Here is a 16705-nt window from a genome sequence, read left to right as displayed (position 1 = left end):
CACCATTGAAATAGGAATTTCGTAATGCCTGTAAGCGGTAAAACCCGAGTCGTCGTTCATCTCACTTACCCGGCGAAACACCTGCGCACTCCCGAGTTTTTCAACCCATTGCTGGAACGCCTTGGCTATGACGGCGTGCTCGTGCCCTGGGAAGTTTCGCCCGCCAACCTGGCCACCGCATGGGAAGGTTTACGCGGGATCGAAAACCTGGCGGGAGTGATCGTCACTGTTCCGCACAAACTGGAGGTCGCAAAGTTGTGCGATGAACTCAAAGGCACAGCGAGTCTGCTCAACGTGTGCAACGTTGCAAAACGTCTGCCTGACGGGCGCTTCAGCGGTCGTATGTTCGATGGCAACGGCTTTGTCGGGGGCCTGAAAAAACAAGGCCATGCCCTTCATAACAAGCGTGTGCTGCTGCTAGGGGCAGGTGGCGCGGCGACCGGTATCGCCCATGCGTTGCTCGCCGAAGATATTCAAGAACTGGTAATCAGCAACCGCACCTCGGCCAAGGCCGAAGAGCTGGCCCGCGAACTGCGGCAGATTTTCCCCAATCAGCAGGTCAATGCTGGCCCTCCCGACGCGACCGGTTTTGATCTGGTGATTAACGGAACAGCCTTGGGCCTTAAAGCGCAGGACCCTCTGCCCCTACCGGTCGAGACCCTGGCGCCCGGCACGGTGGTCGGCGAAGTCGTGATGAACCCGGACATCACGCCGCTGCTGAGCGCCGCCGCCGAGCGTGGCTGCCTCATCCATAAAGGTTCGCATATGATCACCGGCCAGATCGATCTGCTGGCCGAGTTTCTGTTTTCCCAATGTGGCGTTTAAGACAAAGCGCTGAGAGTATCCATTAGCAGGAGCTGGAGGTGACCAACGACGAAGCGGCGAATGATTTCTTCGTACAGTTCCAGCGGGGCGACGCCATCGTCAACGCCGCCGAGATTATTGATCACAATTGCGAGCTGGAGTTGGAAGGCTTTAGTCAGGCCATGGACGTCAATCTGACTGCGGCATTGCGGATTACCAATGCCGCCCTTCCCGGCCTGAAAGCCGCCCGAGGCGCGGTAGTCTACTTCGCTTCGATTTGGGCATTTTCGGCGCACGCCCCGCGCTGTCGGAGGGTGCTTTGCCCGCAACGTACTCCAATTGTCGTTACCTACCCCCTAGCGCATTCACCAACGCCGCTTGATTCTGCCACTGAGCGGTCTTGACCTGGGACAGCGCATTCTGCGCCGCCAGTTGTACCCGCTGAGCCTGTAAAACATCAAGGAACGGAGTCTCTCCCGCCTGCCAGGCTCGCTGAATCTGCTCGGCAGCTGAGCTGGCTTGACTGGCCGCACTGGCCAGGAAAGTCTGACGTTCGGCATTGCGTTGGGCAGCAGCCAGCGCTGACTCCACCTCGGAAACGGCCGTCAACACGGTGCGTCGATAACTCAGCAACGCCTGCCGCGCCTCGGCATCCCGAAGATCGACCACGTTGCGCCGACGTCCGCCGTCAAACACCGGCACGCTAGCATTCAAGCCGGCCAGCCAGAACGTCGAACTGGCCAGATTGGCGGCGCTAACACCATCAATCAAAGACCCCAGGGCCGCTGACAGGCTCAATCGTGGCAACAGATCCGCTTTGGCTACACCAACTCGCGCATAGGCCGCAATCAAGCGTGCTTCGGCGACGCGAATGTCAGGACGCCGACGCAACAGATCCGCAGGCGTACTGGCGTCCAGCAACGACACCGTCGAGACGTTCGCCGGACGCTCCTTGAACTGCTGATAAAGCGTCTCGGTCGGCTGGGCGAGCAGCACTGACAAGCGATGCAGCGAACGTTGCCAGTTCAGCTGCAGCGCTGGCACTTGGGCGGCGGTGGAATCGGATTGCGAGCGTGCACGAAGCAAATCCGCTTCAGGACTGTCCCCCGCCGCATACAGCTGCTCAGTCAGCTGCAAGGTCTCAGCCTGGCTGGCCGCACTTTGCTTGACGATCGCCAGGCGCTCCTCCAGCCCTCGCGCTTCGGCGTAGGCCTGGACCACTTCAGTGATCAGCGCCACACGCACACCCCGCGCCTCTTCCTCTGTCGCGTTGAGGTCGGCGTCGGCAGCGCGCACACCTTCACGGATACGGCCGAACAGATCGATTTCCCAGGCCGCACTTAACCCCAATGAGGTCGGCTCGGTGATCAGCGAGTCGGTGAAACCCGCCTGATCCGCCGAGATACGCTGACGAGCGACACTCGCCCCCAAATCGATCTGAGGGCTGCCGGAAGCTCCGGCGATGTTGCGCAGTGCACGCCCGGCATCGATCCGCGCCAACGCAATCTGCAGGTCAAGGTTTTCCCCCAGGGCGCGCTCCACCAGACGGTCGAGCAACGGGTCCTGATAAAGCTTCCACCAATTGTCTGTCACGCTGGCGGGTACAGCCGTTTGAGCGTTGACGAAACTGTCGGCCGGCAAGTCGCTCTTGGGCGGCATGACCGGCGAGGCGCAGGCACTCAGTAGCGCGGCCCCAAGTACCAGGCCTGGAACGCTGAGATAATTATTCATGGGCCTCACCCTGTTCAGAATGGTTGGTTTTAGACTGTGCCTGACGCTCGCCACCGGCCATTCGGCGGATCAACACATAGAAGACCGGAGTGAACAGCAGACCGAACAGCGTGACGCCGATCATCCCGAAGAACACCGCCGAACCGACTGCCTGACGCATCTCGGAACCCGCGCCCTCAGACATCACCAACGGCAACACACCGAGGACGAAGGCCAGCGAAGTCATCAGAATCGGGCGCAATCGCAGACGACACGCCTCGACGACCGCATCAACTATGCCTTGCCCCTCTTTCTCCTGCTGCCTTGCCACTTCGACGATCAGAATCGCGTTCTTCGCCGCCAGTCCCACCAGTACGATAAAACCGATCTGAGTCAGGATATTGATGTCCTGCCCCATCAGACGTACGCCACCGGCAGCGGCTAGCAGACACATCGGCACGATCAACAGAATCGCCAGTGGCAGACTCCAGCTGCCGTACTGTGCAGCCAGTACCAGGTAGACAAAAATCACACACAACGGGAAGACCAGGAGGCCCATGTTGCCGGCAGTGGTTTGCTGATAGCTCAGATCAGTCCACTGATAGGTGATGCCGGCTGGCAGCGTCTCATCAGCTAGACGTTCCATCGTCTTGATCCCGAACTCGGAACCCAGCCCCGGCAATGTATCGCCGTTGATTTCCGCAGTAGGAAACAGGTTGTAGCGCGGGAATCGCTCCACACCCAGCGCCTCATGCAGACGCGTCACGCTGGCAATCGGCACCATCTGACCGGCATCGTTGCGCACCTTGACCCGTGACAGATCCTCTGGCGTGACCCTGTACGGCAAGTCCGCCTGCGCCGTCACCCGATACGTACGTCCCACGAGGTTGAAATCGTTGATGTAGGACGAGCCAAAGTACGTCTCGATGGCCTGGTTGATCTGGCTGCTTGGCACGCCCAGCATTTCGGCGCGTTCACGATCCAATTCAACGAACACCTGTGGCGTCCGGGCCGAGAACGGTGAATAGACTCCGGTCATGCCTTGAGTGGCGTTGGCGGCAGCAATCAGGTCGTCGGTTGCTTTGGCCAATGCTTCGGTACCCAGCCCGGCAGTATCCTGCAAACGCATGGAGAAGCCGCCCGTGCTACCCAAGCCTTGAACCGGTGGTGGCGTGGCGACAATTACCGTTGCACCGCTGACCGCTTTCAAACGTTCACGCAAGTCTTCGGCGATCTTGTCCGACGTCAACCCATGCACTTTACGCACGGACCACGGTTGGAACACTGGCGCCAGGCCGGCCGAGTTCGATGAGCTGGTACCGGTCACCATCGAGAAACCGGAGAACGTCGGTACTCGGTCCACACCCGGCACATCCAGGGCAATCGCCTCGATCTGCTGAGAGATTTCGTTGGTCCGCTCCAGAGAGGCACCGTCAGGGAGTTGCACGATGACCACCAGGTAGCCACGATCCTGAACCGGGATGAAGCCCTTGGGCGTCGACACCATTAGATAAGCGGTCGCGGCAATCAACACCGCGTAGATCGCCAGCATCAACGGAGTTTTTGCCACGAGACCACGCACGCTGCCGGCGTAGCCTGAAGAGAGTTTTAGGAAGCCGCTGTTGAAGCCATCAGCGGCACGCTTGAGCACACCAAAGACGCCTTTTTTCGGCTTCTGATGGGCTTCAGGATCATGTCGACGCAGAATCATCGCCGCCAACGCTGGAGATAGCGTGACCGAATTGAACAGCGAGATCGCTGTGGCCACCGCAATCGTGATCCCGAACTGGCGGAAAAACTCACCCGAGATACCCGGAATGAACGCGGTCGGAATAAATACCGCACACAACACCAGGGTAATGGCGATCAACGCGCCGCCGATTTCCTGCATGGTCACGATGGTCGCTTCCAGCGGGTTCTTGCCATCAGCCAGATGTCGCTCGACGTTCTCCACCACCACAATGGCGTTGTCGACCACGATCCCCACGGCCAGCACCAGCCCGAACAGGGTCAGGTTGTTGATCGAGTAACCGAGCATCGCCATGACCGCGAAGGTGCCGACCAGCGACACGGGGATGGCCAGGATCGGAATGATCGACGGTCGCCAGCCTTGCAAAAAGATCATGATCACCAGCACCACGAGGATGACCGCCTCGTAGATGGTCTTGCCCAGCTCGCCGATACTGTCGGCAATAAACGCCGTCGGGTTGTAACCGATGCTGTATTCGATGCCTTCGGGGAAGTCCTTGCCGATTTTCTCCATGGTCTCTTCGACCACTTTCATCGTCGCCAGCGCGTTGGCGCCCGGACGTTGCAGCACTTGCAAGCCGATCGCCGGGTTACGCAAGTAATAGGTGTTGTTGACGTACGCCAGCCCGGCGATTTCCGTGCGTGCGACGTCCTTGAGACGCACAAGGCGTCCGGCAGTACCCGATTTGAGGACGATGTTGTCGAAGTCGGCAGGCTCTTTCAGTCGACCCTCGAAGATCAGGTTTGGCTGAAACGCCTGAGACGCCACCGGAGGCTGGGCGATCACCCCGCCGGCCACCTGGGTGTTTTGCGAACGCACGGCGGCGATGATCTCTGCCGGTGTCAGGTTGAAGGCCGCAACGCGCTCTGGATCGAGCCAGATGCGCATTGAATATTCGCGAGCCCCCAGCGGGTTGATGTCGCCGACACCGTCGATACGCTTGAGGACATCAGCGACATTACGGATCGCGAAATTCGACACATACAACTGATCGTAGGTGCCCTTCGGCGACGAGATAAAAATCGTCGACAGCTGCGTCGGCGATGACTTGCGCACCGTCACACCACTGCGCTGTACCGGTTCCGGCAGGCGCGGGGTGGCCAGCGCCACACGGTTCTGCACCAACACCTGGGCCTTGTCGACATCAGTGCCGCTCTTGAAGGTCACGGTCAGGTTCAGGCTGCCATCGGAAGTCGCCTGACTGTACATGTAGAGCATGTCTTCAACGCCGTTGACTTCCTGCTCGATCGGGATCGCCAGCGTCTCGGCCACAGTCTGCGCCGAAGCGCCGGGGTAAGTTGCGGTCACCACCACGGTGGGCGGTGCGATGTCCGGGTACTCGGACGTCGGCAACACTAGATAAGCCAGGCCACCGATGATCATCAAGACGATTGAAAGCACAATCGCCAGCACCGGTTGTTCGATGGATGTGCGTCCCAGGCTCATAGCGGCGCTCCCTGGGCTTCAGGGGTTTTCGCGGCCTGAGCCAACACACGATCCTGGGCCGTCGCGGTATCGCCAGACCGAACGCGTTGCAGACCATCGACGATCACCCGATCCTGCGCCTGCAAACCGCTGGAGATCTCGCGCAAACCGTCATGCAGTTTACCGAGGGTGACGGGCCGGATTTCGACCTTGTTCTGCGGGTTGAGTACATAGACAACTTTGCGAGTCGCGTCGACGCTGATCGCGGTGTCCGGCAGCAACAGTGCCGGGTAAGCCGCCTGGCTGGAGAACTGCACCCGGCCAAATTGCCCGGGGCTGAGCTGCAGATCTTTATTACTGACCCGCGCCCGCTGGCGCAATGTGCCCGTGGACGAGTCGAGCCGGTTGTCGATGAAATCCATGCGCCCGGTCATGCTCGGCTCGACTTCACCCGGCAAGGCAATCCGCACCTGACTCTGGTTGGCCGCGCTATTGGCCTGCCGACGGTATTTGAGGTAGCTCTGCTCATCAATATCGAAGTAGATATCAATCGGGTCAATCGAGACGATGGTGGTCAGCAACGTGGCGCTGCTGTTGCCGCCGTTGACCAGGTTGCCTTCACTGATCAGCTTGCGGCTGATCCGGCCGCTCATGGGCGCGGTGATGCGGGTGAATTCCAGATCCAGCTTGGCTGCGCTCAACGCCCCCTCGGCACTGAGGACTTCGGCTTGCGCGGCCTGACGCGCCTGCAAGCGTTGGTCGTAGAGACTGCGGGCGATGGTTTTCGATTCGATCAACACATTGGCCCGGGCGAATTCCTGCTCGGCGAGTGCCAGTTGCGAGCGCACTTGAGATAGCTTGCCCTGCGCCTGGACCACGGCAGCCTGGAACGAACGCGAATCGATCACGAACAGCAAGTCGCCTTTCTTGACGATGGCGCCATCCTGAAACGCGACTTTCTCCAGATAGCCGCTCACCCGCGAGCGAACCTCCACCGAATCGGTCGCCTCGAAGCGCCCGGTAAAACTGTCCCAGTCAGTGATCACCGACTTGACCGGCTGACTAACCGTCACGCTCGGGGCAGCGGTCACGTTGCTGTCTTTATCCGGACCACAACCGCTCAAGGCCGCCATCAGCGCAAGACTGAGCGCTGAAAACGCCGCGCCTTTTATCACCTTCGATTTGATTGGGGATACTGTCGGTTCCCCCGTTGTATGCAAGTTCACTTTTGTGCTCTCCGAAGTTAGCAAAACTAAAACAACAGTTCATTTATTTAGAACAGGCTTAATTAACTTCGGACAGCGCGTTCATTCAGTGCTTTATTGCGATCAACAAAGGCGCCAGACTCTTCCGCCTGAACTGAAAAAGATGCAGAAAGAGCAGTCAGGGTAGCCAGCAGGGCAACGGCTTTTTTGAAGTACGTCATAAGGGACAATCTCGGTAGTGATTAAGATGGAATAGATTTTCCAACACCACCCGCCGAAGATAAACCGCAGGAATACGAAAACAATATTGACTAAAAAACAAGAGCGAGCGCTCTAGCACAGGAATTTTGTAAATACCACCGCACTCATCCGGCACCGGACGACAATGACTTGTGAAATGCATTCACCGCTGAGTGCCACTTATTAAGGATGGATCAATACATAAATAAAAATAAACCGGGATTATTTAATTTTCAAAAAATCAGGAGATGGCCTGTCGACCATCTCCCCGAGCTATCAGCGGTCAATACCTCCCAGGCAGAGATACTTTATCTCAAGATAATCTTCGATCCCGTACTTGGAACCTTCACGACCCAGTCCCGACGATTTTACCCCGCCGAACGGCGCCACTTCCGTCGATATCAACCCCTCATTGATCCCGACGATGCCACACTCAAGCGCTTCAGCCACGCGCATGATCCTTCCAATATCCCGACTGTAGAAATACGAGGCCAGACCGAACTCGGTGTCGTTTGCCATCTCGATGGCTTGCGCCTCGGTACTGAAACGGAACAGCGGTGCCACGGGACCAAACGTCTCCTCACGGAACACCTTCGACTCCCTTGGCACGTTCACCAAAATGGTCGGCCGGTAGAAACTGCCCCCCAACGGATGGCGTTCACCCCCCACCAGGACAGAGGCTCCGCGCTCAACGGCATCGGCGACATGCTCCTCGGCCTTGCGCACGGCGGCGTCGTCAATCAGCGGGCCGATCGTCACACCGTCCTCAAATCCGCTGCCCACTTTCAGGGCCTCGACGGCGGTTTTCAGTTTGGCGGCGAAAGCATCATAGATACCGTCCTGGACCAGCAGACGGTTAGCGCACACACAGGTCTGCCCGGCGTTTCGGTACTTGGACGCGAGCGCACCCTGCACCGCAGCATCCAGATCAGCATCGTCAAACACGATAAAGGGGGCGTTGCCGCCGAGTTCCATGCTGGTCTTTTTGATCGTCGGCGCGCATTGGGCCAACAGTGTGGCACCGACCTCGGTGCTACCGGTAAAGGACAACTTGCGCACGTCCGGGTTGGAGGTGAGTTCGGCCCCGATTTCACTGCCCGGCCCCGTAATCACGTTGCACACGCCGGCAGGCAGACCGGCACGCTCGGCCAGCACTGCAATTGCGATCGCCGAAAAGGGTGTCTGACTGGCGGGACGCAATACACCGGTGCAACCGGCCGCCCAGCCTGGCCCGGCCTTGCGGGTGATCATCGCTGCCGGGAAGTTCCACGGGGTAATCGCGGCAAACACCCCGATGGGTTCTTTCTGAACGATGATTCGGCTGCTCGTTGAATGGGAGGCGATGGTATCGCCATAAACACGCTTGCCCTCCTCCGCGAACCATTCAATGAAAGACGCGGCATAGGTAATCTCACCACGACTTTCGGCCAGCGGCTTGCCTTGTTCGGCGGTCATGATCCGCGCCAGATCTTCGCGGTGGGTAATCATCAACTCGAACAAATGGCGCAGTTTTACCGCGCGCTCTTTGGCAGTGAGCGCTCGCCACGCCGGTTGCGCGCGCTTGGCGGCGGCGATGGCCATGGCGGTCTCACTGGCCCCAAATGAAGGCACGCGCCCCAGTACCTTGTCGGTGGCCGGGTTCGTAACGGTAATGCTGCGTCCCTCACCCACCTCCAGCCACAGGCCGTTGATGTAGTTCGCCTCACGGAACAACGTGGGGTCGTCGAGCGTTGCCAGGAAGTTTGTATCGGCCATGCTGTCACTCCTCAAAATTCAATAACCTGACGCACCGCGCTGCCGTCATGCAGGCGGTCGAAGCCTTCGTTGATGTCCTCCAGTTTGAGTCGGCCGCTCAGCAACCGATCCACCGGCAAGCGACCATCGCGATAAAGCTCAATGAACCGCGGAATATCGCGGATCGGCACGCAAGTACCGATGTAGCTGCCTTTGAGCGTACGTTCCTCGCCCACCAACTGAACCACATTGACGGACAGTGCCGAACTTGGCGGCGGCAGACCTGCAGTCACGGTCATACCACCGCGCTTGGTCATTTTCATGGCGTTATCAAGTGCCCGGATCGAACCGGCCATTTCGAAGACGTAGTCGGCGCCGCCACCAGTCAGTTGCAGTACCTGCTCAACGGCGTCCGCGTCGCCGCCGTTGACCACCGCGGTGGCGCCGACGTCTTTGGCCAATGCGAGTTTTTCTGGTGAAAGGTCAACGGCAATGATTTTGCTCGCCCCAGCAGCTCTTGCACCCAGCACTGACGCCAGGCCGACGCCACCCAGACCAATCACCACGGCGGTTGAGCCGACCCGCAATTGCGCGGTATTGACCACGGCGCCGACCCCGGTCAACACCGCGCAACCAAAGAGTGCCGCTTCGATAAAGGGCAGATCTCGATCGATCTTGACCACCGAGTTGCGCGACACCACAGCGTATTCGGCAAATGCCGAAACCCCCAAGTGATGATGCACGTGACCTGCAGGACTGCTCAAACGCACTGATCCGTTGATCAGCGTACCGGCCGCATTCGCTTTCGCACCCGGCTCACAGAGGGCTGGACGACCTTCGGCGCATGGCAGGCAATGCCCACAACTGGGCATGAACACCATGACCACATGATCGCCCGGCTCAAGGTCGCTGACTCCCTCGCCCAACGCTTCGACCACGCCAGCAGCCTCATGGCCGAGCGCCATGGGCATCGGCCGAGGACGGTCGCCATTGATCACCGAAAGGTCGGAATGACAAAGACCTGCGGCACGGACACGCACCAGCACTTCGCCCGGCCCCGGAGGCGCCAGCTCGATGGTCTCAATTACAATTGGCTTGCTCTGGGCATAAGGCGGCTTAACATTCATGTGTCTTAGAACAGCAGCTCTGACTTGCATCTTGTGTCTCCGACGCAGCTGGACTCAATAGTGAGTACTCATCACTATGCCGCAGGCAGCCGGTGTCAGAAACGCATCACCGGGCGCAGCTGTTTGGAATTGAATTCGCAAAACAGTCGCTCCGGATGCACTTATAGTGGTGTCGCTGTCACTCCTACGTCGCTGGACGCCGCATGTCAGATCGCCCTCATCAAATCGTCAGCGATCTACCGCGCAGAACACGATCCGTATCATATTTGTGTGCGCCGCTCGCTCCTCCCTTACAGCGGGCCTGGCCTTCGGTATGGCCTTCCTGTTGCAGCTCCATCAACCGTTGTGGGCGCCTGTTTCAGCCTTGATCACTAACAAGGAAAATCTGGGTGACACCTTTTCCGAGTTCCGTAATCGGGTGATTGGCACAACGCTAGGAGCGACACTGGCGATCCTCTGTCAGATATCCATGCAACATCTGCACTTGGCGCCTTCTACCGAGTTAATGATCGTCACGGCTGTGACTGCAGCGGTAATCGCCAATCGTCCGGAATGGCGGGTTGGGTTGTGGACTGCAGTCATTATCCTGTTGAGCAAGGATGTGGGCTCGACCATTTTGGAGACAGGACTCATGCGTTTTCTGGAAGTCACATTAGGCTCGACGGCTGCTATCGTGATAGCCGCTCTCGAAACGAGAGCCCGGCGGTTCTGGTCTGATACCACAAAGCACTGAGTGGTTATTCGGGGGCGCTTAGTGAGCTCCGCAGCGCTCTCGTCAAAACACAGTTGTTATTCTAATTCTCAAATCTTGTGCTCCCCCGCAGCGTTCTCCGCAATCAGCCCAATGCTTATCCTGAACCCACAAACAACATCGCAGCGTCCTCTGAAAAGGACACCTGAATGAGGGTTTCAAGATGACCGAAGTAAGCACCCGAAAAAAACTGGTAGAGGCTGCACCTCATGCCTCGTTTAATCTCGATGCGATCGTCAAGACATTCCCCGAGACTGCCGAAACGCTGCTAGTTGATTCAAGGCTGACTGACGAAGACGAGGCCAGCGCCCGGGTCTTCCGTGTCTACCATCCGACACCTGCGCATTACCACGCGACCTGTGATGAGTACCTCATCGTCATGTCCGGGCGCGCCAGGTTTTTCATGGGCGACCGTGAACCGTTCGAGGTCGGTCCCGGCGAGATGCTGTTCTTCAAGCGGTTCACCATCCACGGAATGCCAGAGATCCTTGAGCACCCGCTGTTCATGGTGTCTGTCGATACACCGCGACGTGACCCCAGCGACATCATCTTCGTCGACCCGACCGCAGGCACTGCCGCGTCGTTCGTCAAGGCGCTGTCATGAACACCCATCAACTGGAGATCTTTGCGACGTTTCCGGTTGAGCGTCCGGGTAATCCGACGGTGATGCCGGATGGGCGGGTACTGGTGTCGGTCTCCGCCATCATCGCACCGGATATCTCGGTGCGAGCGGTGGCCCAGGAGGGTCAGCATCTGGCCTACCCCAATGAAACCTGGGCGGGCAAACCGGGTAAGGACGGTCGAGGGATGTCCGCAGTGATCGGCATCCGCACCGACCCTCAGGGGATCGTCTGGATACTCGATATGGGCGGACCGGGCCTACAGCCGCGCCTCATCGCCTGGAATGATCGAGAAGATCGCCTGCACCGCCTGATCGTGCTGCCGCAGAACGTGCTTCGCCCAAGTTCCTTCACTCAGGACTTCGTGATCGATTGGCGGCGTCAGCGCATTTACATCGCCGACATGACGATGAACCCCAGAGGTGAAAGCGACTATCCGGCCATTGTCGTGGTCGACCTCCAAACAGGTCTTTCATGGCGATCGCTTGAGTGCTACCCGGGGTTGATGCCTGGAGATGTACCGCTGATGATCGGTGGAAAAGCCCTTTCGCTGCGTACGCCAGAAGGCGAAATCATTCCTTACCGCTACGGCCTCAATCCCATCGCGATCGACCCGTTGGGCCGCTGGGTCTATTTCGGTTCGATGTCCGCTCGCAAGGTCTATCGGGTATCAACCGAAGTCCTCGCGGAACCTGCAGGCATCGCACCGCTGAGCGAGGCCGTTGAGTACTGGTGCGACAAGCCTCATTGCGACGGGTTTGATGTCGACGCAGAGGGCAACGTCTATGTGACCGACATCGCGAATAATGCGATTGGGCTAGCGTCGCCTGCCGGCTACCGCATTCTTGCACAGGACGATCAATTACTCGCCTGGCCGGACGGCGTTGAGCTCGATGCCCAGGGGGAATGGCTCTACATCACAGCCAACCAACTGCACCGCCACCCACTGCTCAATGCTGGTGAGGACGACAGCCAGCCGCCGTTCCATGTATTGCGGTTGCGGGTGGATGCACCGATGGGTTCGAGCGAAACACCATGAGCTATAGCCGTGTTGCGTTCGTTGTCATTGCACTGCTGCTCACGGCCAGCGCCATAGGCTTGGCGCTGGCCGAAGGTGACGCCGGTCTCGGCGTCTGGATATACGCCGTGGTGGCTATCGCCGCAATACCGTTTTCGCGAGCCAGGCCAGACTTTTGGCCCGGCCGCCTGTTCGAGGCGTCGAGCCCTTCACGGATTTCGCTGGCCCATCGTCTGCTGACCCAGATAGCGGCTCTGGTGTGTCTGCTGGCCGCCCATGCTTTGAGCGGGAAAGTATCGGCAATTCTCTCGGTTGCTGGCCTGCTGCTGTTCATTCATACCCTAGTGCTGGCGCGTCTGCCCCGACTTGCCCGATCACAAAGGACCCAATGACCGATGACAACAAAGACTTCGTTGTCGGAACACCCCGGAATGCGTGCCGTCCCACCATCGCCTATGCCTGGACGCCTTTCGCTGCTGATGGGACCCGGACTGTTGATTGCAGTGGGTTACATGGATCCTGGCAACTGGGCCACCGGTATCGCTGCTGGCGCTCAGTTCGGTTACAGCCTGCTATTCATGGTGGTGCTGTCGAGTCTAGCGGCCATGCTTTTGCAAACACTCGCCTTGCGTCTCGGCGTCGTCACAGGTCAGGATCTTGCCCAGACCTGTCGTCTTCGCTACGGCCGACCAGCCACACTCGCGCACTGGGCAATGGCGGAGATTGCCATCATTGCCACCGATATTGCCGAGGTCCTGGGCGCGGCGTTGGCGTTCAAATTACTATTCAACTTGCCAATGGCCCTAGGCATCGTGCTGACGGCTGTCAGCACACTGGTCATCCTGGGCTTGAAGGGTGCCGCCAATGGCCGAGTGCAGAAGATCGTCCTGGCCCTGGTGGCGACCATTGTCCTGTGCTTCGCCATTGAGCTGGCATTGATCACGCTCGATGTAAACGCCATGCTTCGGGGGTTCATTCCTTCATTGGACACGCTGGCTCAGCCAGGGGCACTGTTCATCGCGGTAGGTATCATCGGCGCCACCGTCATGCCCCACAATCTGTACCTGCATTCATCACTGGCCCGGTCCAATAGCGTCACACATGACGGAGAGCAGGTAAAACGGTCCCTGCGCCGGGGTTCCAAAGATACGATCCGCGCGCTTTCAATTGCGGCCGCCGTGCAAGTTGCCATTTTGTTGGTGGCCGCCGCCGTCTTCCACGACAGCGGGCACACTGAGATTGGCGGGATCGAGCAGGCCCATCAATTGCTGATCCCCCTGACAGGTGTGGCCAGCTCTGCCGTGCTGTTCGCCCTGGCACTGCTCGCCTCGGGCCAAAGCGCGACGTTGACCGGCACCCTCGCCGGTCAGGTCGTGCTCGAAGGGTTCTTGAAGCTCAAAGTTTCATTGTGGAAACAGCGCGTCGTCACCCGCCTGCTGGCCATGGTGCCAGCGCTGTGCGGGATTCTCTGGCTGGGCGACGCCGCGGTAGGTGATCTGTTGGTGTTTTCTCAGGTGGTGTTGTCAGTGCAACTGCCGTTTGCAGTGTATCCGTTGATTCGTTTCACCAGCGATAAAACGCTGATGGGTGATTTTGCTATCTCACGCCCGGTCGCCGTCATGGCCTGGTGTGTTTTCCTGCTGATCAGCGCCGCCAATCTCTGGTTGGTTACATCAGTCATTCTTTGATTATTGTCGAGTCGTCGAATCCACTGACTGACGACGGCACGCCGCTCACCCCCGATTCATAAACGCTTGCAGACGCGGCACCATAAAGTCGAGGAACGTTCGGATCCGCTGGGGCACATGCTGTCCTCCCTGATACAGCGCATGAACTTCCTCGCAGTCATGGCCAGTTTGCGCGAGCACCTCGATCAACCGGCCAGCGGCGAGATCCTCATCGATGTGAAAGTCTGCTAATCGGGCAATCCCCACACCCGCGATGGCCATACGTCGAACGGTCTCGCCATTGTTGGCTTGCAGGTTACCCTGGACGATTCGATCAACAATGCGGCCACTCCGATGCATGGGCCACACTGGACTAGAACGCCGAAAGTTGAAGCTCAAACAATTATGTTCGGCGAGGTCTTCGAGCGTTTTGGGGACTCCGTATTTTTCCAGATAAGCCGGGGATGCAACCATCTTACGCCGAGCAATACCGATCTTCCTCGCTCGTAGCGTTGAATCATTTAATGCACCTACCCGGAAGGCAATGTCCGTTCGATCCAGGTACATGTCGACGATGTCATCGCACAACGACAGGTTTATCTGAATGTTTGGATGGGCTTCCCAAAAGGCCGGTAAATTGGGTTCAATCGCCAGCGTGCCAAACGCTACCGATGCATTTATTCGCACTGTTCCGCGTGCTTTCTGTGCGCCTTGTGCCAACACTCTTTCGACATCATCGAGTTCTGCCAGCAAAGCGTTACTGCGTTCGTAGTAAATACGTCCTTCATCGGTCAACGACAGCTTACGTGTCGAGCGCTCCAGCAAACGGACGCCCAGACGCAACTCCAGACGAACAATCAGTTTACTGACTGTTGATGGCGTCATAAGCATCTGACGCGCCGCTTGCGAAAAGCTGCCAGCATCGACGACCCGCACAAATACCAGCATCTCGCCCGCTCTGTTATCCACGTCTTTCTCCCACTTATGATTAGTGAAAAAATATCATGAGCGGCACACGACGATGCGCATTAAAAATAGGTTTATTGGTCATTTAACCTGTGAACAAAATTCATAACCCAACAAGCTGCCGATATACTTTTTAACTTATGAAATTGCCTCACAGATCATTTTCGAGCACGTCGGATTATCATCCAGCATCAATACGCCTACCCTCTTGAGCAACATCAGGAAAGGACGGGAGCCCATGAACTCATTATTTGAACCCTGCCGAGTCGGCGCGCTTACACTGCGCAATCGCATCGCAATGGCGCCTATGACCCGGGCGCGCGCGCCGGATGGCGTTGCCAACGACCTCACTGCGCTTTACTACAGCCAACGAGCCAGCGCTGGATTGATCATTACTGAGGGCACTCCGATTTCGCGTTCGGCCGAAGGGTTTCTAGCCATCCCCGGCATTTACACCTCGCCACAGATCAATGGCTGGAGAAAAGTGACTCAGGCGGTTCACGACGCCGGCGGCGTTATCTTCACGCAGCTATGGCATGTGGGTCGAGTCTCCCATGTCAGCATTCAACCAGACGGTATTGCGCCGGTCAGTTCGACCTCTCAGATTGCCCGCAACTCCCAAGCTTGGGGCATGACTGAACGTGGCGAACCCGGGCCAGTCGATGTCTCCAAACCCCGCGCCCTCAGTACACACGAAGTCAAAGAAGTGATCCGTGACTTTGCCAAGGCAGCAGAGAACTCCATTGATGCCGGCTTCGATGGCATCGAACTGCATGGAGCTAACGGCTATCTGATCGAGCAGTTCCTCAATCCGCTGGTCAATGACCGCACGGACGAGTACCGCAGCGATACCATCGAAAACCGCTCACGCTTCTTGTTAGAAGTGGTCGATAGCGTCATTGATCGAATTGGTGCGCAACGCACGGCCATACGCCTGTCGCCCTTTGGTGGCCTGTTCGACATGGGGCTATACGAGGATGTCGAAGAGACCTACCTGTATGTCGCCGACCAACTTTCCAAGCGTGGATTGGCCTACGTCCACTTCATGGATCAGCTGTCGCGTGGCAGTTCGCCGATACCAGGCGACTTTTTGAAAAAATTTCGCAGCCACTACCATGGGATGCTGGTTCTTGCAGGGGGCATGACCAAAGAACGTGCGGAGCAATTCTTGCGCGATGGGTTGATCGATATCGCAGCGTTTGGAGAGCCCTTCATCGCGAACCCTGATCTGGTTGAACGCCTGGAAAATAACTGGCCGCTATTAAAACCAGACCGGGCACTGAGCTATGGTGGCGGAGCCAGCGGTTATACCGACTATCCTAACTACTCGATCATTTGAAGTTACTTGAGAGGTGTGCTGGATTGGTCAGCCACCTCTCGTGTCAGGAATTCGATCAGCGCCCGCGCCGTCGCCGATAATTGGCGATGGGGCGGATAAATTACCGAGAACGGTCCCCCCCCGCCCGCTGCTGGGAATCATAATGGCACACAGGCATGCGCTGCCAGATCCTCCACGCTGCGCGGTGTTCCCGGCCTGGACAGGTAATCCGGCGAGGCGACCAAGCAAAAACGGGCGTCCCCAAGTTTGCGTCCAATCAAGCCACTGTCGCCCGACTTGCCACTGACGGGTTGGTCGCCAGACATTCAGCCCCAGCGTTCAACGGGCCCGTCTCCAGCACGATGACAAA

The 16705-nt window shown here is 58.1% G+C and carries 15 protein-coding genes and 1 pseudogene; 8 read left to right on the top strand and 8 right to left on the bottom strand.

Features of this window, described 5'->3' with window-relative positions; translation table 11 throughout:
• Positions 1-24: 24 nt before the first annotated feature.
• Positions 25-825, top strand: coding sequence for a shikimate dehydrogenase family protein (locus KVG88_RS13915; RefSeq protein ID WP_217871771.1), 801 nt, complete (start codon positions 25-27; stop codon positions 823-825).
• Positions 826-863: 38 nt separating this feature from the next.
• Complete coding sequence (locus KVG88_RS13910; RefSeq protein WP_367616839.1) at positions 864-1208, top strand: SDR family oxidoreductase; 345 nt, start codon at positions 864-866, stop codon at positions 1206-1208.
• Here the strand turns inward: KVG88_RS13910 and KVG88_RS13905 are convergent.
• From KVG88_RS13905 to KVG88_RS13880, 6 genes are all read right to left on the bottom strand, one after another.
• The gene (locus tag KVG88_RS13905; protein WP_217871770.1) at positions 1150-2535 is read right to left on the bottom strand and encodes an efflux transporter outer membrane subunit; all 1386 of its coding nucleotides are present in this window, start codon (positions 2533-2535) and stop codon (positions 1150-1152) included. The genes KVG88_RS13910 and KVG88_RS13905 overlap by 59 nt on opposite strands.
• On the bottom strand, positions 2528-5710 hold the full coding sequence (locus tag KVG88_RS13900; protein ID WP_217871769.1) for an efflux RND transporter permease subunit: 3183 nt from the start codon (positions 5708-5710) through the stop codon (positions 2528-2530). The genes KVG88_RS13905 and KVG88_RS13900 overlap by 8 nt, the downstream gene beginning before the upstream one ends.
• On the bottom strand, positions 5707-6780 hold the full coding sequence (locus KVG88_RS13895; protein ID WP_496197684.1) for an efflux RND transporter periplasmic adaptor subunit: 1074 nt from the start codon (positions 6778-6780) through the stop codon (positions 5707-5709). The genes KVG88_RS13900 and KVG88_RS13895 overlap by 4 nt, the downstream gene beginning before the upstream one ends.
• 197 nt (positions 6781-6977) lie before the next feature.
• Entirely contained in the window at positions 6978-7115 is a 138-nt protein-coding gene (locus KVG88_RS13890) for a hypothetical protein (protein WP_217871768.1), read from the bottom strand.
• A gap of 295 nt (positions 7116-7410) precedes the next feature.
• On the bottom strand, positions 7411-8889 hold the full coding sequence (gene gabD, locus KVG88_RS13885; RefSeq protein ID WP_217871767.1) for an NADP-dependent succinate-semialdehyde dehydrogenase: 1479 nt from the start codon (positions 8887-8889) through the stop codon (positions 7411-7413).
• Between the two features lie 11 nt (positions 8890-8900).
• Positions 8901-9995: a zinc-dependent alcohol dehydrogenase family protein gene (locus KVG88_RS13880; RefSeq protein WP_225933984.1), complete on the bottom strand. Its 1095-nt coding sequence runs from the start codon at positions 9993-9995 to the stop codon at positions 8901-8903.
• Positions 9996-10161: 166 nt separating this feature from the next.
• On the opposite strand from KVG88_RS13880, the gene KVG88_RS13875 reads away from it, so the two are divergent.
• The 5 genes from KVG88_RS13875 (at position 10162) to KVG88_RS13855 (ending at position 14072) form a co-directional block, all read left to right on the top strand.
• Positions 10162-10728 (top strand): FUSC family protein, encoded by a 567-nt coding sequence (locus KVG88_RS13875; protein WP_367616838.1) that lies wholly within the window; start codon positions 10162-10164, stop codon positions 10726-10728.
• A 181-nt stretch (positions 10729-10909) separates the two neighbouring features.
• The gene (locus tag KVG88_RS13870; protein WP_084377462.1) at positions 10910-11350 is read left to right on the top strand and encodes a cupin domain-containing protein; all 441 of its coding nucleotides are present in this window, start codon (positions 10910-10912) and stop codon (positions 11348-11350) included.
• A complete protein-coding gene (locus KVG88_RS13865) occupies positions 11347-12405 on the top strand; it encodes an L-dopachrome tautomerase-related protein (RefSeq protein WP_217871764.1) in 1059 nt (352 codons plus the stop codon). Before KVG88_RS13870 ends, KVG88_RS13865 begins: the two co-directional genes overlap by 4 nt.
• Positions 12402-12776, top strand: a complete 375-nt coding sequence (locus KVG88_RS13860) for a hypothetical protein (protein ID WP_217871763.1) — start codon at positions 12402-12404, stop codon at positions 12774-12776. The genes KVG88_RS13865 and KVG88_RS13860 overlap by 4 nt, the downstream gene beginning before the upstream one ends.
• Positions 12777-12815: 39 nt before the next feature.
• Positions 12816-14072, top strand: coding sequence for an Nramp family divalent metal transporter (locus tag KVG88_RS13855; protein WP_225933983.1), 1257 nt, complete (start codon positions 12816-12818; stop codon positions 14070-14072).
• 45 nt (positions 14073-14117) lie between these two features.
• Here KVG88_RS13855 and KVG88_RS13850 read toward each other — a convergent pair whose 3' ends face one another.
• The gene (locus KVG88_RS13850; RefSeq protein WP_217871761.1) at positions 14118-15020 is read right to left on the bottom strand and encodes a LysR family transcriptional regulator; all 903 of its coding nucleotides are present in this window, start codon (positions 15018-15020) and stop codon (positions 14118-14120) included.
• A gap of 235 nt (positions 15021-15255) precedes the next feature.
• On the opposite strand from KVG88_RS13850, the gene KVG88_RS13845 reads away from it, so the two are divergent.
• Complete coding sequence (locus KVG88_RS13845) at positions 15256-16356, top strand: alkene reductase (RefSeq protein WP_217871760.1); 1101 nt, start codon at positions 15256-15258, stop codon at positions 16354-16356.
• Between the two features lie 2 nt (positions 16357-16358).
• On the opposite strand, the pseudogene KVG88_RS13840 reads toward KVG88_RS13845, so the two are convergent.
• Positions 16359-16637: pseudogene (locus KVG88_RS13840) on the bottom strand (LysR substrate-binding domain-containing protein); the annotation flags it as partial.
• Between the last annotated feature and the right edge of the window lie 68 nt (positions 16638-16705).

The sequence above is a fragment of the Pseudomonas azerbaijanoccidentalis genome, assembly GCF_019145495.1.
Classification (GTDB): Bacteria; Pseudomonadota; Gammaproteobacteria; order Pseudomonadales; family Pseudomonadaceae; genus Aquipseudomonas; species Aquipseudomonas azerbaijanoccidentalis.
The sequence above is the reverse complement of the archived record's forward strand: the minus strand, read 5'-3'. Positions and strand labels throughout refer to the sequence as shown.